Annotated in this window: 21 protein-coding genes and 2 tRNA genes; 13 read left to right on the top strand and 10 right to left on the bottom strand. The window is 40.4% G+C overall.

Annotation, left to right across the window (positions count from 1 at the left end; all coding sequences use genetic code 11):
- Window positions 1–43: 43 nt before the first annotated feature.
- On the bottom strand, window positions 44–1,474 hold the full coding sequence (locus IAR63_RS09470; protein ID WP_187705092.1) for a RecQ family ATP-dependent DNA helicase: 1,431 nt from the start codon (window positions 1,472–1,474) through the stop codon (window positions 44–46).
- Between the two features lie 537 nt (window positions 1,475–2,011).
- Here IAR63_RS09470 and IAR63_RS09465 point away from each other — a divergent pair.
- From IAR63_RS09465 to IAR63_RS09450, 4 genes are all read left to right on the top strand, one after another.
- Complete coding sequence (locus IAR63_RS09465; RefSeq protein WP_187705091.1) at window positions 2,012–2,470, top strand: hypothetical protein; 459 nt, start codon at window positions 2,012–2,014, stop codon at window positions 2,468–2,470.
- 68 nt (window positions 2,471–2,538) lie between these two features.
- Window positions 2,539–2,781: a hypothetical protein gene (locus IAR63_RS09460; RefSeq protein WP_187705090.1), complete on the top strand. Its 243-nt coding sequence runs from the start codon at window positions 2,539–2,541 to the stop codon at window positions 2,779–2,781.
- 21 nt (window positions 2,782–2,802) lie between these two features.
- Window positions 2,803–3,114 carry a hypothetical protein gene (locus tag IAR63_RS09455; protein WP_061546756.1) on the top strand — a complete coding sequence of 104 codons (312 nt, stop codon included), beginning with the start codon at window positions 2,803–2,805 and terminating at the stop codon, window positions 3,112–3,114.
- 149 nt (window positions 3,115–3,263) lie between these two features.
- A complete protein-coding gene (locus tag IAR63_RS09450) occupies window positions 3,264–3,599 on the top strand; it encodes a hypothetical protein (protein WP_006277293.1) in 336 nt (111 codons plus the stop codon).
- 55 nt (window positions 3,600–3,654) lie between these two features.
- Here IAR63_RS09450 and msrB read toward each other — a convergent pair whose 3' ends face one another.
- Window positions 3,655–4,062, bottom strand: a complete 408-nt coding sequence (gene msrB, locus IAR63_RS09445) for a peptide-methionine (R)-S-oxide reductase MsrB (protein WP_187705089.1) — start codon at window positions 4,060–4,062, stop codon at window positions 3,655–3,657.
- 6 nt (window positions 4,063–4,068) lie between these two features.
- Window positions 4,069–4,875, bottom strand: a complete 807-nt coding sequence (surE, locus tag IAR63_RS09440) for a 5'/3'-nucleotidase SurE (RefSeq protein ID WP_187707427.1) — start codon at window positions 4,873–4,875, stop codon at window positions 4,069–4,071.
- A gap of 162 nt (window positions 4,876–5,037) precedes the next feature.
- Between surE and pheS the strand changes: the two genes are divergently transcribed.
- The 5 genes from pheS (at window position 5,038) to IAR63_RS09415 (ending at window position 7,588) form a co-directional block, all read left to right on the top strand.
- The gene (gene pheS / locus IAR63_RS09435; RefSeq protein WP_187705088.1) at window positions 5,038–6,030 is read left to right on the top strand and encodes a phenylalanine--tRNA ligase subunit alpha; all 993 of its coding nucleotides are present in this window, start codon (window positions 5,038–5,040) and stop codon (window positions 6,028–6,030) included.
- 35 nt (window positions 6,031–6,065) lie between these two features.
- Window positions 6,066–6,473 carry a ChuX/HutX family heme-like substrate-binding protein gene (locus IAR63_RS09430; RefSeq protein WP_096544932.1) on the top strand — a complete coding sequence of 136 codons (408 nt, stop codon included), beginning with the start codon at window positions 6,066–6,068 and terminating at the stop codon, window positions 6,471–6,473.
- 2 nt (window positions 6,474–6,475) lie between these two features.
- Window positions 6,476–7,396 (top strand): DUF6816 family protein, encoded by a 921-nt coding sequence (locus IAR63_RS09425; RefSeq protein WP_235678216.1) that lies wholly within the window; start codon window positions 6,476–6,478, stop codon window positions 7,394–7,396.
- Between the two features lie 3 nt (window positions 7,397–7,399).
- Window positions 7,400–7,485 (top strand) — tRNA-Tyr (locus IAR63_RS09420).
- 31 nt (window positions 7,486–7,516) lie between these two features.
- A tRNA-Thr gene (locus tag IAR63_RS09415) sits at window positions 7,517–7,588 on the top strand.
- 38 nt (window positions 7,589–7,626) lie between these two features.
- On the opposite strand, the gene IAR63_RS09410 is transcribed toward IAR63_RS09415, so the two are convergent.
- The 3 genes from IAR63_RS09410 to IAR63_RS09400 form a co-directional block, all read right to left on the bottom strand.
- The gene (locus IAR63_RS09410; protein ID WP_187705087.1) at window positions 7,627–9,303 is read right to left on the bottom strand and encodes an ArnT family glycosyltransferase; all 1,677 of its coding nucleotides are present in this window, start codon (window positions 9,301–9,303) and stop codon (window positions 7,627–7,629) included.
- 18 nt (window positions 9,304–9,321) lie between these two features.
- Window positions 9,322–10,944, bottom strand: a complete 1,623-nt coding sequence (locus IAR63_RS09405) for a bifunctional pantoate--beta-alanine ligase/(d)CMP kinase (RefSeq protein WP_187705086.1) — start codon at window positions 10,942–10,944, stop codon at window positions 9,322–9,324.
- Window positions 10,945–11,082: 138 nt separating this feature from the next.
- Window positions 11,083–12,156 carry a septal ring lytic transglycosylase RlpA family protein gene (locus tag IAR63_RS09400; RefSeq protein WP_187705085.1) on the bottom strand — a complete coding sequence of 358 codons (1,074 nt, stop codon included), beginning with the start codon at window positions 12,154–12,156 and terminating at the stop codon, window positions 11,083–11,085.
- A 1,041-nt stretch (window positions 12,157–13,197) separates the two neighbouring features.
- On the opposite strand from IAR63_RS09400, the gene IAR63_RS09395 reads away from it, so the two are divergent.
- The 4 genes from IAR63_RS09395 to lysS all read left to right on the top strand — a co-directional run bounded on the left by IAR63_RS09395 (window position 13,198) and on the right by lysS (window position 18,190).
- Window positions 13,198–15,204 carry a glycoside hydrolase family 10-like protein gene (locus tag IAR63_RS09395; RefSeq protein ID WP_187705084.1) on the top strand — a complete coding sequence of 669 codons (2,007 nt, stop codon included), beginning with the start codon at window positions 13,198–13,200 and terminating at the stop codon, window positions 15,202–15,204.
- A 60-nt stretch (window positions 15,205–15,264) separates the two neighbouring features.
- The gene (locus IAR63_RS09390) at window positions 15,265–16,080 is read left to right on the top strand and encodes a TlyA family RNA methyltransferase (RefSeq protein ID WP_187705083.1); all 816 of its coding nucleotides are present in this window, start codon (window positions 15,265–15,267) and stop codon (window positions 16,078–16,080) included.
- Window positions 16,077–16,529: a DUF29 domain-containing protein gene (locus IAR63_RS09385; RefSeq protein ID WP_187705082.1), complete on the top strand. Its 453-nt coding sequence runs from the start codon at window positions 16,077–16,079 to the stop codon at window positions 16,527–16,529. Before IAR63_RS09390 ends, IAR63_RS09385 begins: the two co-directional genes overlap by 4 nt.
- A 98-nt stretch (window positions 16,530–16,627) precedes the next feature.
- Window positions 16,628–18,190: a lysine--tRNA ligase gene (gene lysS / locus IAR63_RS09380; protein WP_187705081.1), complete on the top strand. Its 1,563-nt coding sequence runs from the start codon at window positions 16,628–16,630 to the stop codon at window positions 18,188–18,190.
- 100 nt (window positions 18,191–18,290) lie between these two features.
- Here lysS and IAR63_RS09375 read toward each other — a convergent pair whose 3' ends face one another.
- From IAR63_RS09375 to IAR63_RS09360, 4 genes are all read right to left on the bottom strand, one after another.
- Window positions 18,291–19,664 carry a D-alanyl-D-alanine carboxypeptidase gene (locus IAR63_RS09375; protein WP_187705080.1) on the bottom strand — a complete coding sequence of 458 codons (1,374 nt, stop codon included), beginning with the start codon at window positions 19,662–19,664 and terminating at the stop codon, window positions 18,291–18,293.
- Window positions 19,665–19,821: 157 nt separating this feature from the next.
- Window positions 19,822–20,160, bottom strand: a complete 339-nt coding sequence (gene trxA / locus IAR63_RS09370) for a thioredoxin (RefSeq protein WP_187705079.1) — start codon at window positions 20,158–20,160, stop codon at window positions 19,822–19,824.
- A gap of 285 nt (window positions 20,161–20,445) precedes the next feature.
- On the bottom strand, window positions 20,446–21,609 hold the full coding sequence (locus tag IAR63_RS09365; RefSeq protein WP_187705078.1) for a GuaB3 family IMP dehydrogenase-related protein: 1,164 nt from the start codon (window positions 21,607–21,609) through the stop codon (window positions 20,446–20,448).
- A gap of 85 nt (window positions 21,610–21,694) precedes the next feature.
- Window positions 21,695–22,765 carry a sulfate ABC transporter substrate-binding protein gene (locus IAR63_RS09360; protein WP_187705077.1) on the bottom strand — a complete coding sequence of 357 codons (1,071 nt, stop codon included), beginning with the start codon at window positions 22,763–22,765 and terminating at the stop codon, window positions 21,695–21,697.
- Between the last annotated feature and the right edge of the window lie 265 nt (window positions 22,766–23,030).

The following is a 23,030-nucleotide window of genomic DNA, read 5'->3' as shown; positions in this document are numbered from 1 at the left end:
TAATTAAAGTTAGTATGGGGAAACATTGTACTCCACATAGGGATTATTTGCAGTTGTCGCAGTGTCCACAACGCCAATTTTCTCCACCTTTGTTAAAACCAAAGGACCCCAATAAAAACTGCCAACGACAGTTTTTAGTTCTTAAATATTCAACCATTTGTCGGGCAGCTTTAAAGTTTATTTCACCCTGCTTAATCTCCTTATCTAAAATCTGATAATGAAAAGGGTCAATCCAGACTAGGTTTCCTTTACTATGAAGCAGGGAGAGTGCTATAGCACCATGTTGAAATTCTTTAAGTACAGATTTAACTTCTCCCTGTAGTGGTAATTTTTTAATTAATTCCTGGGCTTTCTGGTATTGTTGTAATATTTGCTGCTGAAAAAACTGTTGTCTTCTTTGATCTTCCCCATCTAAAAAACCGGTTGGTTCACTAATAAAAGTTAAAACTTCTGCTAGTATTCCATCTCTTCCTGCACGTCCGATTTCCTGAACATATTCCGATAATAAATATGGAGCGTGAAAATGGACTATCCATCGAACATCAGCTTTATTTATCCCCATACCAAAAGCACAAGTGCACACCACAAATGTTTTTTTTCCATGCAACCAGCTCTTTTCTATGGCTCGTCTTTCATCTCCACCTAAACCTGCATGATAACTAGCTGTATCATAGCCAAGATCTATCAACCATTTTGCTAATTCTTCACTGTCTTTGCGAGTTCTAACATAAATCAATCCAGTTTGATGGGGATGGAGTTGAAGAAACTTTAATAATTGCTGTTTTCTTGCTCTTGGTGTCCACACAGTTTTAATAGTAAGTTTTAGATTTTGACGATAGGGATTAAGTTGGTAAATATCTGGTTGTTGTAATTGTAAAACATCCCTAATAATATTTTGTGTAGTAGGGTCAGCGGTAGCTGTGAAAGCTGCTACAGTAATTTTTGTTCCTGGTGGTTTGGTGTTTAATAAAGCTGGACGCACGGCGGCTAAACGACGATAGACTGGTCGAAATGTTTCTCCCCATTGTACCAAACAATGTGCTTCATCTAATATTAAAGACCTAATTAGTATGTGGGGATGGGAGATTTTTTCCCACACAGCAGAACTGAGGAGAGTTTCTGGTGATAGGTATAATAATCTCAACTGTTGTTTAGTAATAGATTCTAAAACCCTGTGACGTTGATGAGTAGGTAATTCACTATGTAAAAGATCTGCCTTTTGATTTCTTTGTTTTAGTTCTTCAACCTGATTTTCCATCAAAGCAATTAATGGTGAAACCACCAGAGTTAAACCATTGTTTAAGAGGGCTGGAAGTTGGAAACAAATAGATTTTCCCGCCCCCGTAGGCATAATAATTAAGGCATCTTTCTGTGAGAGCAAACTATTGACTATTTCCTCTTGAGGAGGACGAAAATTTTCATAACCCCAAATCTGTTTCAGGTTTTTACGTATTTCTTCTGATGTTATTTTCATAAAATAGTGCTTATTGTTTTCCTGTAATTATCTTAGAACTATATAGTATTATATCACACTCATTTTACGGAGAAAGAAGTTATTTGTTATGATATACTGGGATTTGAGTACAAAGCCAATTATGAAAATCTTAGTGTTAATTCCCCTAGACTATTGGCTGATTGGTGTTTAAGTTGAGTACAGGTAAACCGGATCCTCTATAAATAAATTCTCGTACCCTGCAAAATAAATTCTCGTACCCCCATACCAAAAAAATTTTATTTTCTTGACTGGGTAAGGGTTACAAGCTTTGAGTACTATGTTAATGATTTTAATATTTTCAATGACTGGGGCTAAATTTAGTGCTGAAATGGGGACTGATATAAACATTTATAGGATTTACGCAGAGATTCCCCTCTACCCCCCGAATTTACTGGACGTAAGTCTGGTGAACTAGGGGGGACTTCTTAAATCTTGATTCTATAATTTTGCCTTTAGAAACCTTGATGTAATTTGATGGATTTGCTAAATAATAACTTTTACCTAGCAAAGCGGAAAATGAAATTAAAAATTCTGAATCTGCTGGTAGTTGGTTTAGTTACTTTTGTAGTACTTTCTCCAGGAATTATCATCTTTAATTTAATTTGGGGAAAGCATATAGAGTTAGTTAGAACACAGAATTTGGCTGAAGAATTTACCAAAATTAATCAGGAGCAAATTAATCAATGTTCTGACCCTTCATTTCTTCAGACCCAGAGTATTAATTATCCTCCATCTCTAGGTGATAGAATAACCGATAAAAGATTATTGCCGGGCCATAATTTTTTAGGTTCATTATATCAAATAGTCCAAAAATACCAAATTATGACTATTTTACAGTGGTTACTCGTCGCTGTACCTATTGGTATTGGTTTGACAATACTTGTTTACGATAGATATCTGGTTTATCGTAGTGCTGTTCTCAGGACACAGGTAGAAATGTTAGAAAGACTTTGGCAACAAAGTATAGAACAATAAGACCATTATTTGCAATTATTTGATCAGGAATATCTTCCATTCACTTATTCACCATGAACTAAATTACTATGTCAGAAGAACGCCAAAATCAGTATTTTAATTTGATTGATGAGTTATTGAAATGTCCTAATGGTCAAGAACCAGAAGTGCTGGAAGCTCAACCAGAACTAATTGATTCTGGTTTGATACATACAATGCTACAAGTTGCAACCATGTTTGCCCATGAGGGAAATCAAGATGGCGCGCAATTTTTGTTTTTTATAGCACGAGAATTATCTAAACAGTTGGGTTTATATCCCGATCTTTCATAGGATTGTAAGTCAGGAGTTATTATGCTATTGACTGCAACAGAAGCTGGAAAGATAGCCCTGGAGTTCCTATTAGCTGACTGGAACCTAGCAGAGGAATATCGAGATTGGTTTACTATTGTCCACTCCCGCTTAATGGGTGAGTATTGGTATACCGTAGAATTGGGTGTTGAGGGGTTCCCGGATCGATGGTTTATTCATGTTTATGATTCTGGATCCTGTAACCCCAATTATACTTTTAAATCCCCTATTTCTGGCACTGATGGCTATGTTGATTTGAAATCTTTACCACCCATTATTGCTGATGTTTTGGTAGCTGAAAGGAATTCTCGTTAAAGGACTTGGGGATCTGGGGTAAGGTCAAATATAAATAATATATAAATTGTCAGGTTTAAATAACAAAACTATGTTATGATTATTTTCATAAATAGTGGTGATTAACGCTGATTAACACTGCAAAAATATCCATCAGAAATATCAGTCCAATGATTACTGAAGATATCTTAGCTCAAGAATTTGCCAGAATTGTTGACCATTATTATCCCGATTTGGGGGAAATATTGGCAATCTGTCATGTGAAGGTGGTTACTTCTTTTTGGGGAAGACCTCCTAAACGTTTTCAATATGTGGCTATCTATTGTCCTGGGAATGTTATGCCTTTGGTACAATCACAAAGGGCAATTTTGAGAGAGGTGGCAGAAAATATGGGTCTAATTCAAGTTGTTTGCATGAATGCTAAACGATTACTACGAGATCCATTATCTAACCTAAAACACTCACAACCGCGACTATGGTTGGATCTACACCTAGTATCGGCATAGATCCACCATAATGGAAGACAGGAATGGATTTTCAGACCTGGTCTTCCACCACTTTCTAAACAGGTTGAAAGTTTAGAGAAACACCATTCATACAGTATCTTAGACCTGTGGGTTGGGGTCCATCATTGAAGACGTGTCCCAAATGTCCACCACATTTGCTACAATGAACTTCCGTTCTGGTCATGAATAGGGATCGGTCTACGGTGGTGGAAATGGCCCCTTCTATGGGTTGAAAAAAGCTGGGCCAACCAGTGCCACTATTATACTTGGTGTCAGAAGTAAATAGAGGTTGTCCACAACCAGCACAGACATAAGTACCTGGTTCATAGTTCTTGTCCAGAGGACTAGTATGGGAACGTTCTGTGCCGTGTTTTCGTAGCACCTGAAACTGCTCCGGTGTCAAAATGGATTTCCATTCCTCGTCCGTTTTGTCGATGATAAATTTTGTATCTTTTGTAGACATAAGTAATTAATTCCCTTTGGTTAACTTTAAATCCAGAATGGATAACTTATCTAGACCTTGAGCATAAGTAAGATTATACTGTAAAGGAGTAATACTAATAAGGTTTTGACGGATGACTTCTACATCTGTGGGAAAGTTTTTGGGTAGGTTTAAACCCGCAGGTGGCTCTACTTCTTCTAACACTTCCCCTGTTAACCAGTAATAGGTTTTGCCACGGGGGTCTACCCGTTTATCAAAAACATCAACATAGCGACGCACTCCTTGACGGGTTAAGGTGACACCGGCAATTTCTTCCCAGGGAAGGGGAGGAATGTTCACGTTGAGTAGCATTAAATCCGCTAGGGGTGCTGTGCCCAGATGGTCAACCAGCAGTTGGGCAAATTGAGCAGCTGGTTGAAAGTCCTTGTGAGTGTGACTGGTGAGGCTAAACGCTATACTGGGAATACCTTCAATCATACCTTCCATGGCCGCAGAAACGGTTCCTGAGTAAAGGATTTCGGTTCCTAAATTGGCACCCTGATTAATTCCAGAGAGTACTAAATCGGGAGGAGAATCCAATAATGCCCAGAGTGCTAACTTGACACAGTCCGAGGGAGTACCATCACAAGCCCAAGCTCGTATATTGGCATCAAATACCCCTTCCACAATTTCTGCTCGAATGGGATGATGTAGGGTCAGTCCGTGTCCCGTTGCTGAGCGCTCTCGGTCCGGACACACTACACTTACATCGTGACCCGCCCTAGCTAAGGTGTTAGCCAAAGTACGAATGCCCAAAGCAGAAACGCCATCATCGTTACTAACTAGTAATCTCATTTTAGGCATTAAACTCACTATCACAACTTTATCTATGACCTCGAATATTATAGTACCATGTCAAGCTATTCTGGATATGGGTTTTCAAGCCATGGTTCTGGCAAATTCCCACTTCAATTGTTGGCAGGTTGTATTTTTCCTTTTACTACTGATTTATTAACAATGACTAGTACTTTAGAAGATCAACTTTTAGCTTTACGTGAGGAAGCACAAACGGCGATCGCCCAAACTGAAACCCTGGAACGTCTGGAAGAGCTACGAGTTAATTACTTGGGCAAAAAGGGACAATTGGGGGTGCTCTTACGCAGTATGGGAAACATGGGTCCCCAGGAACGTCCAAAAATCGGTGCGATCGCCAACACGGTTAAGGATGGCATTCAAGAAACACTAGAGTTGAGAAGGAAGGAGTTAGAAGCTCGGGAGATTGAGAGACAACTGGAGTTAGAGACTTTAGATGTAACTATGCCTGGCACATATCGACCTCAAGGAAAGATTCATCCTTTAAATGGTATAATTGACCAAGCCATAGACATATTCATGGGTATGGGTTACACTGTAGCTCAGGGAACAGAAATGGAGACGGACTACTATAACTTTGAAGCTCTGAACACTCCTCCAGACCATCCAGCGCGCGATATGCAGGATACCTTTTATTTACCGGATGGAAATCTATTGAGAACTCATACCTCCTCAGTACAGATTCACTATATGGAGAAGGAGGAACCACCGGTGAAAATTGTTGCTCCGGGGAGGGTTTATCGTAGAGATGATGTGGATGCTACCCATTCAGCAGTATTTCACCAGATTGAACTTTTAGCAGTAGATGAAGGTTTAACCTTTACAGATTTAAAAGGAACCGTAAAAGTATTTTTACAATCCATGTTTGGAGATCTACCCATAAGATTTAGAGCTAGTTATTTCCCTTTTACAGAGCCTTCAGCGGAAGTAGACTTGGAATGGAATGGTAAATGGTTAGAAGTAATGGGTTGTGGTATGGTTGATCCTAATGTATTGAAATCTGTAGGTTACGATCCAGAAATTTATAGTGGTTTTGCTGCGGGTTTTGGTGTGGAGCGTTTTGCTATGGTTTTACATCAAATTGATGATATCCGCCGTTTGTATAACAGTGATTTGAGGTTCCTACGCCAGTTTTGATGGTAATTGAATGGTAAACACAAATATTACGGAATATGAACACAACATTAAAGGAATTTTTGGCAGCTTGCGAAACTTTAGGAACTTTACGACTAATTGTTACTAGCAGTGCTGCTGTTTTAGAAGCAAGGGGTAAAATAGAAAAATTATTCTATGCGGAATTAGCTAAGGGGAAATATGCTAACATGCACAATGATGGATTTGAATTTCATTTAAATATGGATAAAATTGTGGAGGTGAAGTTTGAAACAGGGGAAGCAAAAAGGGGCAATTTTACCACTTATGCCATCAGATTTTTAGATGAGAAGAAAGAAGCGGCGCTGAGTTTATTTTTACAATGGGGTAAACCGGGAGAATATGAACCGGGACAGGTAGAAAACTGGCTAGAATTAAGGGAACAATATGGTGAGGTCTGGCAACCTTTACCGGTTACGAGTTTATAGCCATGAAATCATGGAATATCCCCCTACTGGGTGTTACTTTGGTTTTTTGCTTAATTCTGCTTTTCTCATTCAACCAGGGAGAGGCTAAAGCGGGAGAACTGGCGGAGAGATTGGCTGATTTTAGTCATTGGCAAAAATTAACTTCGGTTAAACCTGCTCAGGGGGACTTAATCTATCCTCAGTGGATGAAGGGAACTTGGAAAGTCAATAGTACTCTAGTGGATTTAGTAGCTCCTTTAGCACCAGATATTATCAGTCCTGGGTTTGAGAATAACCGCAAGCAATTGTACCAGCCAATCAATTTTTTAGTCAGATTTATTGAGGTTACACCACAAACCTCTAAGTCTCACTTTTGGGGAAAGAAAGAGGAAAAATCAAAGGTTTTAGTAGCTGATAGGGTATTCAATAGCTGGAATTTGCTCAAAGCATATTTGGGAGACAGGGCAATATTGGCTGTAAAAGCAGATCCTCAATCTCCTAATCGTCAAGTTACCTTTTTTCGTGGAGAGAAACAATTAGTCTCCTTGATAACCGATCGCGCTACGGAGAGACCTGACCAACATTTTATCACCGCAGAAGTGTTTGAGCAGTATTTTAAAGGTGGTTCAGTTCCATATTTTAACATGGTAGAGTCCATTACTGACTATCATCACTTACCTGGTAATACACTTGCTACCTTCGATTCCTCATCAGCGGCAAATCCTCTGATAGAAGCAGAGCAAGTTACCGCAGTTTATCTATCTCCCCAGGATCCGGATTATTTCCGTGCTGGTTCCCAACCAGTAGCTGTTTATCGCTATCACCTGGGGTTTTTTCTGCCAGAACAAAACTCCAAGATAGGCGATCGCCCGGGGCAGAAAAAAATTTTTCCTAACCCCTTGCCAAAATCAAAAAGTGCTGCTAACCTAGTGAAAGTGGAGTAGAAAGGGTCGGTGTCCGAGCGGTTAATGGAGGCGGACTGTAAATCCGCTGGCTTGCGCCTACGCTAGTTCGAATCTAGCCCGGCCCACCACTTAATTAAATGTGGGAAAATATTACGGTTTGCCCGTGTGGCTCAGTGGTAGAGCACACCCTTGGTAAGGGTGAGGTCACGAGTTCAATCCTCGTCACGGGCTTAGAAAAAGGCTGACCGAGAAGCGATAAATATTAATCATTAAAGTCTACCGTAGGGTCTAGGATAGGGTTTGAGCATGGGGGAAGCACGATAGACTGGGAAAATTTGAACAGTTTGCCCACCCCGCTTAATAGCGATATCAGCAATTTTTTGTAAGGATTGGAAGTAACCTTTATATTTATCTAAGGGTTGGGGAAAGCGCTCATCTTCCATAAAATGCTCAGAAGTGACATAGAGAGAGGTTTTGCCAACAAAGTCTGTCCCTTTACTCCAGTAAGCAAAACCTCGCAAATCTTCGTCGAAACAGGTCACTTCTTTGCCAAGAGGCTTGATAGCCATACCCACTTGTCCTGCTACAAAGAAATTGTTGCTAAATACAAAATCTGCCTTTTCTAGTTCCGCTTTTAAGTCAGGTGAATCCACAAATGCTTGTCGTAACTGTTCAATATCAATCATTTGCGTGGAAGGATCATCCTTCGCTTCCCAGAATCCGCCAGCGATCGCCACATTGCCTCCCTTCTGAGCGATACCCCAATGGATATGGAGCAAACTAATTAGCAACAGTGGCAAAATTACCATTCCCGAGCCCCAAAGCCAATTGCGGATAAATTTGGGGTGCTTGACTTGCACTAATGCTGCACGTTCACCTAACAAAAGTGTTGCTCCAAAAAATCCGGGCATATGCCATGAGGGAAGGATTTGGATAAAGCCACCCATGAAGGTAAAACCAAAGAAGATTGGCATTGACACACATAATATCAGCAAGCGTTTTTGATCCACTAGATCATGAGCAAGCTGATCTAGGATGATCGCCTGTGGTTCTATCTTCTTAGTATGAGCATAATTAGAAGTGGTTTGAGATTTATTGAAGGGTAACCATTCCCAAAAGGTACGGAAACTTGTCCACCAGATTGGAAAGCCAAAAGTAGGAAATAGATAGCCAATCCCTACTAAAATTGTGACTAAAAGACGTTCCAGATTATAGCCAATAGAAGGAACCGCACGACCACTTTGGAATCGAAAAGAGGCCCATTCATGCTCTGAGTTCCAATACAGCACGGGAGAAATGGCAATGAGAAATAGCACGACCGCTGCCAATGTCCACATGGAGAATAGAGCGCAACGGTGTCGATTACTAATCAGGCAAAACAAAACTAAGCCGCAGCCTAGCAATGCTCCATGATACTTCCCTAAAAATGATAGGCCCACTAGCAAACCAACAAACGCAAGTTTATAAGTGGGTCGATAGGGTCTTGTGTCATAAATAGGGTCATAGGACTCACCAGAGGGAAAAAATTCGGTAGCACAGAGCCACAAACAGATACTCCAGAAAAACATTAAGGCGTTGTCTGGTAGTGTGAGAATCCCAAAGGCAATTTGGAAAATCGGAATAGTCGTCAAAATCACTAAAGTTAATGTGGCGACGGGATCACCAAATAGCTTGCGACTAGCTAAATAGGAAAAAATTAGGGTTCCTGTATACAGTACAACTCCACCAATTCTGATCGTAAATGGTGTCACTTCACCTGTAAGCCATACGCCTAATCCTGTAGTAAAAGCGACAAGGGGCGGATGATCGAAATAGCTCCAGTCCAGATTTTGGGTATACAGGTAATAGTAAGCCTCGTCAAAACCTGTATTGAGATAGATCGCACAAGTGGTCCGGAAGACAAAACCCCACAATAGTATGGCGATCGCCCATTTATGAATTTTCACTCTAATTCCTTTCCCAGTTCAGTCAGCACGGTGTAGTTGTATCCTATGATAGCAATCTACAATTTTCGCAGTTACTTCCTCCGGACCTAACCCATCAGTCTCTATTTCCAACGCGTCTGACGCTTTTCTTAAAGGGGAAATCTTTCTGGTGCTATCTTTTTCGTCCCTTTCCTGAATCTCTTGCTTCAACTGCTCTAAATTTATTTCACCTCGCCCCTGTTTAATAAAGTCTTGCTGGCGACGACGGGCCCGCTCCTCTACTGAAGCTGTAAGAAATATTTTTACTTCCGCATCGGGAAAAACATTAGTACCAATGTCTCTCCCTTCAGCGACTAAACCCCCTTTCTCACCCCATTTTTGCTGTTCTCTCACTAGGAATTGACGAACTGCACTTTGACCAGATACACCTGATACTTTTGCTGTTACTTCTCCACTGCGTATCTCACCAGTAACATTGTATTTGTTTATCCATACCTCTAGCGGAATTTCTGGATTTTCCGTGGCAATCAGTTCTATTTTACACTCTCTTGCTAAACAGGCGATCGCTTGTTCATCTTCAGGATCAGTGCCGGTTTGTAACACTAACCAGGTTATGGCTCTATACATAGCTCCTGTATCTAAATACACTAGCCCTAACTGTGTTGCCACTTGTTTAGCTACAGTAGATTTACCAGCACCAGCAGGACCATCAATGGCGATAATTGGTTGTCGTGGGGTAGTCTTCACATCAGATAAAATTGTGTTATCAATTAGTCTTGTATTACCAATGCGGGCTGCGATCGCCAACATTCCTTCTTTTTGAATTTCGTTTAAAGGCATTAGTGTACTTGGTTCAACTAATTCAATATATTCCACGTAGATATTCGTAGATTTTGCTATTTCAGCTTGGACTATTCCTAGAAGCTGATTACTATGGCGAATACCAGATCTAAAAGCTGTCTCAGCTTGAACTAAGCCTTGATGCAATAGAGCAGCCTGCTCTTTTTCGGTGTCCGTTAAATACTGATTACGAGAGCTCAATGCCAAACCTGAAGCTTCTCGTACCGTGGGACAGGCAATAATTTCTATGGGAAAATTCAAGTCAGCTACTAAACGTTTAATAATAGCCAGTTGCTGACCATCTTTTTTGCCAAAGTAGGCTCGATCTGGTTGTACCACATTAAAGAGTTTGGTGACAATAGTTGTCACACCTTGAAAGTGTCCTGGTCGATAACTAGCACACAAACTGCTAATCATACCAGATGGAGGCAACACTTGTGTAACTTGATTTTCTTCTATATTTTTCCCAGAAATTCCCATTTCTTCTGGACTAGGTGCAAAAATGGCATCTACTCCTGCTTGCTCGCAGAGTAGTTTATCCCCTTCCCAAGTCCGAGGATAACGTTGATAGTCTTCCTGGGGTCCAAATTGAAGCGGATTAACAAAAACACTGACTACTACCGTGTGGTTTTCTTCTCTAGCCCTTTGAATTAGGCTTAAATGACCCAAGTGAAGTGCACCCATGGTGGGCACCAACCCAACAGAGGTAGGGAACAACCGAACTTTTTCACCCAATAATTGAGTATTGTTTTTATTATTTGTTTGCTGACGACGCTCCTGCAAGTAACATCGTAAACCTGATATAGCTGTTAGTACACGCACAAAATTCCTTTAAAGTGTTTTGGTATGGCTGATAATCTCCAATGAAAAAACCCTGACCTCCGAGGATCTGCGAGCCAGGGAATTGAACCCCCTGGCTACCCCCAGAGCTATCACAAGGTGTTGAGCTAGAGTCGAGTATTATCTTCCCAGCACTTCAATACGTACTGCAGCAACACCACTACTAACCATACCTAAGATTCGGGCCGCACCCACAGAAAGGTCAATAACTCGACCGCCTATATATGGGCCACGGTCATTAATTCGCACCACTACGGAACGACCATTGTGAGTGTTTGTGACACGAACTTTTGTCCCCATGGGCAAACTACGATGGGCCGCAGTCATGGATTCAGGATTAAATCTTTCCCCGTTGGCCGTTTTTCTCCCAGCCCAATCATAACCATACCAGGAGGCCATACCTCTAAAGTTAATTCTGATCCCACCAATGGCAACTTTTTGGGGGAGTTTGGGTATAGATATATTTCCTGGCTTGGGTAAGTTGGCAATTTCCTTGATTTCAGCTGTTTCTCCGAGAATTTTTCTCAAATTATTGGTTGCTTGTAAGGCATCTTTTGCCAGATTGTTTGTACCATCTGCTAAACGGGTGGATTCATTAATTTCCACCAATTCTTTACCGTCAAATCTAATTGTGTAGTTACCCATGCTGACTGAAGCGGGTGAACTCTCATTGCCAGAATATTTCCCTTTGGGATTCCAACTGACGGTAACTTGTCTACCGTCTGCACTGTCCAGCACTAGCTGGTTAATTTTCGCTGCTACTAAACTGGCTCTGTATACTGGGTCATTGACCAAAATGGATCTGGGAGACTCCTTCGCACCCCTAATACCGCCCCCGCTGGTAATTTGGGGTGACTTACCGGTGTTTACGCTGCCGTATTTTACAACTTTACTACTACGGTCCCCCACCTTTGTTTCTCCGCGAGAACCCAAAAAGGTAAGAACTGGAGTGTTTCGGATGTAAAGAGTTGCTGCTTGACGACCCTGTAGGCTATGCGGTTGAATTCTGGTCACACCCTCTAGCTCAGGTTCCCGTGTTGGGGACTGGTATTCTCCCACTTTTACTGCATCACCTTTGGTAGATGCTTGTTTAATGGGGGTACTCCCCTTGGCTGTTTGAGTAAAACCCATTGCAGGTAGGCTCGCAACAGATATAAACACGGCAGCAGTAGTCCACAAATTTTTTTGATTCATGAGTTTGTTTTTAAAGCGACTCTAGAACTTTTGTTTTTTTTTACTTCTTGTGTCCTTGTGTCTTTTACCGGGTTTTGGTAACTGATGGGACAACGCGAAATCGTTCCGTTTTCACTTTTGATTTGTAACTCGATTACAGTAACATGAACTTTTGGGATTGGGGATCAGGGATTTACCGTAGTTCTGGTTTTGTTGCTTCCTGTCATCATTCTCTTTTTTCACTCCAAACCTTTTGTAAATCAGCTTTTTGGACGTGTAACATTTTTTTTCAAATGGTAAATAATTTTTTCTTAGGAGGCCATATTAACCCGCTCTTAGCTGACTGGGCTAATATCTTGATCGTTAAATCCAACAATAATTGCCAATCTGGTAATAAGAGTTATATATAAAACTCAATATTTAATAAATGCTTAGTTATAAAAATTACTCTTAAAATTAGGCTCTAAGGGAAAATCCACTGCCATTATATTCGTTATATTCCTGTGGATTATTTAAAATACCATCTCACAAGGTTTATAGATTCATATGTCAGGTATGAAGAAAATGTAGCTCATTGACATAAAAATTATACCAGTCTTGCCAAGAAAACAGTATAAAATTATTTTATTTAATTCAATAAATATACTATTGCTAAATTAATAGCAGTATACAAAAACCGTTTTAACGAATTAAATAATACTGGTGGTGAAATAGCCAAAAAATCAGCTCAACCCTAATTTATGGTTTTTTAGGTAATAAAAATCACTTCGTTTTTATAAAAATTGCTCGAACTATCAAATATAGTGATTTAAAACAGCTATTAGCTTGATAATAACTTTCTAAATGGAAAAATTTGGAGTGCTTTATTGTTGTGCATAGTGTCTAGTCACAACAAAGCTTGTTAAATTTAAAGAGTTTGTTTTTAAAAAAGATTTTATATTTGTTAGCTTATAGTTAATTTTGATAAGGAACGGTATAGATGGTTGGCATACAAATAGCCCACGGTAGAATACATAAGGTATATATTGGATAAATATATATTGGTGGGGATGATCTAAAAAAATGGTATCTAACACTACATTATTCAGAGATCTTGAAAATCACTGGGCAAGTTTATTCATTCACGCATTAGCCCAAAGACGAATTCTCAATGGCTACCTTGATGGTACATTTCGCCCGGACAACCCCGTGAGTCGTGGAGAGTTTGCAGCCATGATGGGGGCGATTATTAACTTGCCAGTAAAACGGGAGTATATAGGGTTTAAAGACGTTCCGGATAACTACTGGGCGAGAAATGCCATCAGGAGAGTATATGAGACAGGAGTGATGACAGGTTATCCCGATCAAACCTTCCGTCCCAATGATAGGGTGTCTAGAGCTGATGTGTTAGTTGTTATGGTTAATGCTTTGGGAATTGCCAGTCAGTTTTCCCCTGAATCGGTGGGTAGACTGGCACAGATCTATGAAGATGCGGCAAATATTCCTAGTTATGCCATTAATTCTATTGCGATCGCATCTGGGAATAGTTTAGTAGTGAACTATCCAAATATCAAACTACTGAGCCCCCAAACTGGCGCGACCCGTGGGGATGTGGCGGTGATGATCTATCAAGCCCTTGTGTACTTAGGTAGGGTGCAAAAGATTAATTCACCATATATTGTGACACTACCTTTAGGGGTCAAGACTGTAAAGGTGAGTCACCAGAGAGAATTTCGGGGCGCCTGGATAACAGTAGTGTGGAATAGTGATTGGCCATCTAAACCGGGATTAAGTGTGGAGCAGCAGAAAACCGAACTAGTGGAAATCATCAAACAACTGCAATCCTTAAACTTCAACGCTCTAATCTTACAAGTACGTCCAGAAGGAGACGCGGTGTATGCTTCCCCCATAGAACCATGGAGTGCGTGGATTATGGGAACTCAAGGGAAAGCTCCCGAACCAGTTTACGACCCCCTGGAATTTGCCATTGAGGAATGCCATAAACGTAATATAGAGGTTCACGCCTGGTTTAATCCCTACCGAGCAAAAACCACTACCAAAAGTGGATCTAATGTTAGTCCCCATATAGCCATAACTAATCCTGAAGTGGTTTATAGATGGGGTAATCAGTTATGGATGGATCCCGGTGCCAAAATTGTTCAAGACAGAGCTTATAATGTTATTATTGATGTTTTAAATCGTTATGATGTGGATGGTATTCATCTGGATGATTACTTTTACCCCTATCCCATATCTGGTCAATCATTCCCCGACGAAAAGACATACAGTGCTTATAAAAATAATGGTGGTAAACTGAGTGTGGAAGATTGGCGAAGAGAAAACGTCAATCAAATGGTATGGAGGTTATCGGAAGGCATTAAAAAAATCAAACCCCATGTAAAATTTGGCATTAGTCCCTTTGGGATTTACCGTCCGGGACAACCGCCAGGAATTGTGGGTTTAGATCCCTATAGCGTTCTGTATGCTGATTCAAAAAAATGGTTACAGGAAGGTTGGATTGACTATTTAGCACCTCAACTATATTGGCGGACAGATCAAACACAACAAAGTTATGAGACCCTGCTAAAATGGTGGACAGAAGTCAACACTAAACAGCGACATGTTTACGCTGGTAATAATATTGGACAACTAGATGGTAAAGTATGGAAAAATTCAGAAATTGAAAAACAAATTGTTATTTCTCGCAACTTAAGGAACAATTTTTCTCTAGGGAATATCTTTTTCAGCATGAAATCCCTAGCGGAAAATCGCCAAGGGATTGGGGATCAATTTAAACGGGTGTATTATCCTCGTCCTTCCATAGTTCCTACTATGCCGTGGATAAATCAAACACCCCCACCGCCTCCTCAAAATGTAACCTTTCAAGATGGAAAACTAAATTGGCAAAGGGGAGATAATATATCCGTACGGTCTTGGACTCTCTACCGTCAAATTGAGGATACCTGGACAATACAAAGAATTTTATCTGCTGGTACCACTTTTGCAACTGTACAACCAGGTAATTATGCAGTATGTGCGGTAGATAGACTGGGTAATGAGAGCTTAGGTGTGACAATTACAGTTTCGTGAACTGAAGAGAGATAAAAAAGGGTAAAATATGTAATTTACCCTTTGTGTTGGATTAAAAAAATGAAAGAAAGACTAGACATATTATTACTAAAACTAGAACTATGTGGTTCCCGTCAGCAGGCCCAGAGACTAATTCAAGCTGGGGAAGTAATGGTTAATCAACAAACAATAGATAAACCAGGAACAGAAATAGACATAAGTGCGGAAATTCAAATTAAAGAACGTCCTCCCTTTGTTTCCCGAGGGGGTGAAAAACTGGCCAAAGCAATAAAACTGTTTGAAATTTCCGTTAGGGAGCGCATTTGCTTAGACGGGGGAATTTCCACCGGAGGTTTTACCGATTGTTTATTACAAAATGGTGCCAAACAGATTTATGGTATTGATGTTGGTTATGGACAGGTTGACTGGAAAATCAGAAATGATGGTAGGGTGATTTTAAAAGAAAGAACAAATTTACGAGAATTACAACCAGAACAATTATATCTGGGGTTAGATAGCTTTGCTGATCTAGCAGTTGTGGACGTTTCTTTTATTTCTCTTACCAAAGTTCTACCTGCAGTTTGGCGTTTAACTCAAGCACCAAAAGAGGCGGTGTTATTAGTCAAACCACAGTTTGAAGTCGGCAAAGATCGTGTAGGTAAAAAAGGGGTAGTGAGGGATGCCAAAGATCAGGCCCAGGCGATTTTCCAGGTTTTGCAGACTGCTTTACAACTGGGATGGCATTATAGGGGATTGACCTTTTCTCCCATTACAGGACCTGCGGGGAATATTGAATATCTTTTATGGTTGAGCATGATAGGTGAAGTCTCCCAACCAGAGTTAATAACCATCGAGGATCTAACTAAAAAAGCAGTAAAGGAGTTAACCACTAAATGAGCAATAGTTCAAATATAAAATCTCTCCATGAAGAGAACTATCAACTGTGGTTAGAATCAACCATTGACAATTTAAAACGGGGCAATTTTGACCATATAGATATTGACAACCTAATAGAAGAGATTTCCGAAATGGGGGGTAGTTTAAAAGATGCCTTAGAAAACAATTTAATTTTGATTTTAGCCCATTTACTCAAGTGGCAATATCAACCCCAAAGGCGGTCTGGTAGTTGGAAAGCTAGTATTAAAGAACATCGACGCCGAATTAATAAATCCATCCAAAAACACCCCTATTTAAAAAAATATTACGAGAAGATTTTTTCAGAATCCTACCTCCCCGCTGTAGATTGGACCATGGAAGAAACAGGATTATCACCGGAAACTTTCCCATCCCAGTGTCCTTTTACCCCTGAACAGGTGTTAAATAACCAATTTTTACCCGGAGACTAATGATAAAAAAGATGGGCAATTCCTATCCCATAAAATAAATATAAATAATAAATAATATTAGGTTACAATGGGGAGACTGTGAAAAAATAGAATGTCAAATGTTTTGGGCTGATAAAATCGCTGCTGATGCACAAGGTTACCAGGTAGTTAATGATTCTAAGACCCCTTCGGGAAGGGTTCACGTCGGATCATTGCGGGGTGTAGTTATCCATGACGTTATTTACCGTGCCTTGAAACATGCAGGCAAGCCTGTAAAATTCACCTATGGTGTGGATGACTATGACGCTTTAGATACGGTTCCCAAATATTTAGACCGGGAAAAATTTAAACCTTATTTGGGTTTTCCCTTGTGTAATGTCCCTTCTCCTGGGGAAGGTGCGCCAGACTATGCTAATTATTTCATTGGTGAGTTTTTTGAGATTTTTGAGTATTTAGGAATCCAACCAGAGACCTATTTCCTACGTGATTTATATCGTTCTGGTAAACTTAATTCCCATATCAACATCTTTTTAAAAAACGCTCACCTGGTTAGGCAAGTATATAAACAGGTAAGTAAGGCAGATCGTCAGGAAAACTGGTATCCTTTTCAGGTGATTTGTGAAAATTGTGGGAAGATAGCTACCACTGTGGTCACAGATTATAACGGTTCCGAGGTTTTTTACACTTGTCAACCGGACTCCACTAATTATGTTCAAGGTTGTGGTCATTCTGGTTGGGTGTCTCCCCTGAATGGTAATGGCAAATTACCTTGGAAGGTTGAATGGGTAGCCAAGTGGGACGTTTTGGGTGTAACTATTGAAATGGCCGGTAAGGACCACTCTCAAAAAGGCGGTTCTAGGGATGTGGCTAATGCCATTTGTCGTCAAGTTTTGGAGAAACAACCTCCCTTTCATTCACCTTATGAATTTATTCTTGTCAATGGCACAAAAATGAGTTCTTCCAAGGGTGTGGGTTCTAGTGCTAGGGAAATTGCTAATTTATTACCACCTGAGTTATTAAGGTTTTTAATGTTAAGAACTCAGCCAAGAACAGTAATTAATTTTGCCCCCAATTATGAAACTATTACTCGACTGTTTCGGGATTATGATACTTTAATTAGCAAGTATAAGGTTAATCCTGAATTAACTGAAGAGTTAATGTCTTTGTTTTATGCTCAGTTGGGTGATGAGGTCAAGGTTTTTCAGCCTTTTGATTACAGCACATTAATTTCTTTGTTGCAAATTCCTCGGTTAAATATTCAAGATGAAGTTGTGCAACGTAGTGCTAATTCTTTAACTGAGTATGACCAATTTATTGTCAATCAAAGAATTGCTTCAGCCCAAAGATGGTTAGAAGACTATGCAGATCAGGAAGAAAAGTTAGTTTTGTATTTGGAACAAGTGCCAGAAAAAGCCCGTGGGTTGAGTTCAGAACAGGTAACTTATATTCAAAAGTTAGCTGAAAATCTGGAATGTGCTACCCCTTGGGAAGCAGAATCGTTACAAACGGTGATTTTCTCTACCACTAAACAGTTAAACATCCCTCCAGCGGATGCTTTTAAAGCCTTATATCTAGGATTTTTAAACAAGGAAAAAGGACCTAAAGCGGGTGGTTTATTCTCTTATTTGGAAAAATCTTTTGTTATTTCCAGATTGCAAGAAATCACCGCATTGTACTACTAGGTTCTTTCGATGACTTGTGCTGTTTTTAAAAACAGATTCCAGCCACCCATACTCACCGAGGTTTTACCTCGGTTGGTACTGTTGGCTTGGATAGGCGTTTTTAACACAATTTTCGTAGGGTTCTATTTTGACAGGGGTAGTCAACTTTATACATGACTTCATTGCGATTGGGTGAGCCCAATGATAGTACAGAGTTATTCTCCGAATGAGGGGTAAGGGTCTTGGGAAAAATATTATATGTTGCCAACTGTTTAGCCAATTGTTGTAAAAGCTTGTCCTGTTCAGCTCGAAAACTAGAAACTTGATTACCACGATTGATAATTGTAAACCACACTAAACCGCGATCGCGTGTAGGCAGCACTCCAGCCAATGCACTAACATCACTAAGAGTACCAGTTTTCATGATAGTAGCATTGGGCATATTCCGATGCTGCATTGTTCCGCGATTATCTAATCCAGAGGTAGGAAACAAATCAGCTAAGGTCAAATTACTCGCCATTGCTTCTCGTTGAAGTGCCATAAACATAGCAGCAACTGCTCTGGGAGAAATGCGATTTTCTCTTCCTAGTCCAGAACCATTAATTAATTGAATTTCCGACTGAGGAACCATAGCCAATTGAGATGAGATAGATCTAACCACATTTGCACCACCTATATGCTGTGATAACATTTCAGCAATTTCATTATTACTATACACATTCATCTCTTTAATGATTTGACGTAGTGGTAAAGAAAGATGACGTATTAATAAAGTTTGAGGTAGTAGTTGATTGTGGCGAGATGGTGGGGCGACCTTTATGGCACCATTAATTACCAGTTGGGGTTTCAATGTTCCCTTGGGCATAATAGAATGCTGGTAAGTTAAATTACGGTTCCAAGTTTTGTGACTGAGGGCTTGTTTCAAGATTTGACCTGCTACATTGGGGTTACTAGAGAAATTCATAGCAAACTTGCCACTAATAACCAAATTACCCTTTATCTGTCGAATACCCATTTTATTTAGAGTATTACCAATAGCAATAGCTTCTTCCCCCACAAACATAGGATCGCCACCACCAGTAATAACTAGGTCACCATTGACTACCTGATTAACTATGGGACCAGTAATACCAACTAGTGTTTGAAACTGATAATTGGGACCCAAGGTTTTAAAGCTCGCCAAAGAAGTAGCTACTTTAGTTAGGGATGCAGCAGGTAGGGGTACGGTACCTTGGTGATTGGCCATTAATATGGGACCTGATTGTAGCCAAACTCCCTGATGACTGACTAAATTGGGCGGGATCAACTTAGAAGATATTAACCCTTGAAGATATTGCCTTGTGGTCGTAGCTCCCACCAGACCGGGATCTGGGGCAATCACAAAGCCCGGACTGGTTTGTCCTGCTAATGTTTCTAAAGCACTGACAGGTTGAATTTTAATTCCCGCTAAGTCCAGCCAAATAGAAATTAAACCTGAACCCAATAATTCCAGCATATTTAATTCCCTTACATTTAGAATATCTGAGTACAATATTCAATATATTAATATATAAATATCCCGGGCAAGAAAAGCGTGCCCAGGTTGAAATTATAGCTTTTTTTTCCAAAGTTTGAGACAGGGTGAATTTAGACACTGCACCCACAATCCACCTTTACCCCTCCTTTTTTGCGAGTATATCTTCTATGGTTTTAGACAAGGTGGATTTAGGTACTGCACCTACATGGAAACCCACCTTTTCTCCTCCTTTAAAAACTATCAGTGTGGGAATACTGCGAATGCCATAGTCACTTGCAACTTTTGGGTTCTCATCTGTATTTATTTTGACTACCTTCAGTTTTCCTGCATACTGGGTAGCAATTTCGTCCACTACAGGGGCCACCATACGACAAGGACCACACCATGGGGCCCAAAAATCAACTAATACGGGAATATCACTGTCAATAACTTCTTGCTTGAAAGAAGAGTCTGTAACTTGTAATGCTGCTGACATTGCTAAAAACCTTTATCTGTTATGGTCGTGAGCTTTATGATAATTCTATCACACCTTGACACATTGGAGAGTTGATCAGAGACTTTTGCCGAAAATGCCTCATTTTTCCTCTTGACATCTAATAATTAAGAAACCGCCCGAAATATAGTTCAGGCGGAGTGTGGTGTGAGGAGTGAACGGAAACATTTGTCTCCGCCACTTCTATTGTAAGCTACAGATATGGTTTTTCGCGGGGTTGTTGACAATGGTGGCAAAATTTTTTTGGACAACCTCAATTATTAATTCCTACTTACCCATACCCAATTGTTGAGCTTTTTGATAAACCTTACCCTCTGTTAGCAGAGAAGGGGCAATTATAACCTCTACCTGTTGCATTTCTTTGAGGTTTTTAGCTCCTAGGGTACCCATACTAGTTTTTAAAGCCCCTAATAGATTATGAGTTCCATCATCTAGTCCAGCTGGACCTTTGACAATTTGTTCCAGGGTACCTGTTGTACCAACGCGAATGCGAGTACCACGGGGAAGAACAGGACTGGGAGTTGCCATACCCCAATGATAACCCCGACCTGGCGCTTCTACTGCTCTAGCAAAGGGTGAACCAATCATCACTCCGTCAGCACCGCAGGCAATACACTTACAAATGTCTCCACCAGTAATTAAACCTCCATCGGCAATAATGGGAACATACTTACCAGTTTCTTGATAAAAATCTTCCCTCGCTGCGGCACAATCAGCAACAGCGGTGGCTTGGGGAATACCTACACCTAGCACGCCACGTGATGTACAAGCAGCACCGGGTCCAATCCCTACTAGGACGGCCGCAGCACCAGCTTTCATTAAGTCCAAAGTGACTTCGTAGGTAACACAGTTACCCAACACCACCGGTATGGGCATAGAACGGCAAAACTCCACTAAATCAAGTGGGGTAATGGAGTCTGGTGAAATGTGGTCAGTAGAGACCACTGTGGCTTGGATAAAAAATAAATCCGCTCCACTACTAGATACCACTTCACCATATTTGGCAGCTCCTGCTGGTGTAGCACTAACTGCAGCGATCGCACCCTGTTGTTTAATTTCCTGAATACGTTTTTTAATTAGTTCGGGCTTGATTGGTTCGGCATAGAGATCTTGCATGAGGGAAACAAACTCTTCTTTACCCACAGAGGCAATCTTATCCAAAATGGGATTTGGATCGTCATAGCGAGTTTGAATTCCTTCTAGGTTGAGAACCCCTAAAGCTCCCAACTCAGATAACTTTACAGCCATACCCACATCAACCACCCCGTCCATGGCACTGGCAATAATTGGTATTTCTCTTTCGATATTACCAATTTTCCATCTAGTATCCGCCAAACTGGGATCTACTGTTCTTTTACCGGGGACTAGGGCAATTTCATCAATGCCATAGGCTCGGCGAGCCTTTTTTCCCCGCCCAAGTTTAATTTCCACTCTTGCACCTTTCTCAAATCAGTTTAAGCTAGGGTATCAAAATTAGGGGGATATTGGGGGAGGAAAAAACTATGAACATTAATAATTATCTTGCAGACTGGATTCTATCAAATATGGCACCATCGTCAAAGAATTTCTTCTGCACTGCATCCCAACCACCTAAATTGGCAACTGTATAAAGCTTAACAATTCTGGGAAATTTACCGGCTACCTCTTTGGCTACTGTGGAATTAACTGGTCTAAATCCAACTTTGGCAAATTCCCTTTGTGCTTGTGGCGTAAATAAAAATTCCACAAATGCTTCCGCAACTTCACGAGTACCCCGCCTATCCACAATTCGATCCACTACAGTCACAGGACCCTCTATAGAAATATTCGTTGCTGGCACTGCGTAGGTTGTATCTGCTTTACCCTGTTGTGCTGCTAAAATTAGTTCGTTTTCATAATTCAGTAGTGCATCTCCCTGATTCTTTTTATAAAATGCGTCACTTGCTTCTCTAGCGTCTTTGGGTAATACTACTACGTTTTTGAACACCTTCTGCACAAAGTCTAGGGCTTGTTTTTCATTACCTCCATTTCGAGTCACTGAACCCCACAAAGCTAAAAAGTTCCATCTTGCCCCTCCGGATGTTTTGGGATTAGCTGTGACTATTTTTACTCCTGGTTTAATTAGATCTGTCCAAGTGTTAATACCTTTAGGATTTCCTGCTCGTGTTTCTATGGCTACAACTGAACGGGTAACTATAGAGTTATTAGGTGCTTCCTTTTCCCACCCTGGGTTAATTAAACCTGCTTTTTCTATTCTCTTAGTGTCCAGTGCTAGTGCTAATGCTACTACATCTGCTTGTAATCCATCAATCACCGCACGAGTTTGACTACCGGAACCACCATAACTTTCTTTGATGATTACATCTTGACCTTTTTCCCTTTTCCACTTGGCTACGAACTCGGGAATAATTTTACTGTAAGCGGCTTTTGTAACTGCATAACTTACTAGGGTAATCTCCACGTTTTTGGGTTTCTGGCTAATTAGCTTGTTTTGATGTGCGCTTTTATCCGTACTTCCCGCTAATACGGGTACTACGGTGCTAACACCTAAAACAACTGCCAATACAGTATTGGTAGTTTTTAAAACCGCTCTATTTTTGATAAACATGGTAACTTTTCCTGTGATTGTTGTAATCCACCATAAGTTGATAGACAATTTGTAATTAGTCTACTAGTTGGACTCTATCAAATCCCACATTCAAAATCAACGAGTAAAACTCCTAATATCTATCGTATAGTCGGTGTATTTAATTAAATCATAGTTTGTAGGTTTTGCATAAGTAATAATTATCTAATAATTTTTTCCCTGTGGTTAGTAACTTGTATCCTAAATCTGCTAAAATCACCTCATTCTCTATCGTCAAAGTCAAGTT

This window comes from Cylindrospermopsis curvispora GIHE-G1 (genome assembly GCF_014489415.1).
Lineage (GTDB): Bacteria > Cyanobacteriota > Cyanobacteriia > Cyanobacteriales > Nostocaceae > Raphidiopsis > Raphidiopsis curvispora_A.
The sequence above is the reverse complement of the archived record's forward strand: the minus strand, read 5'-3'. Positions and strand labels throughout refer to the sequence as shown.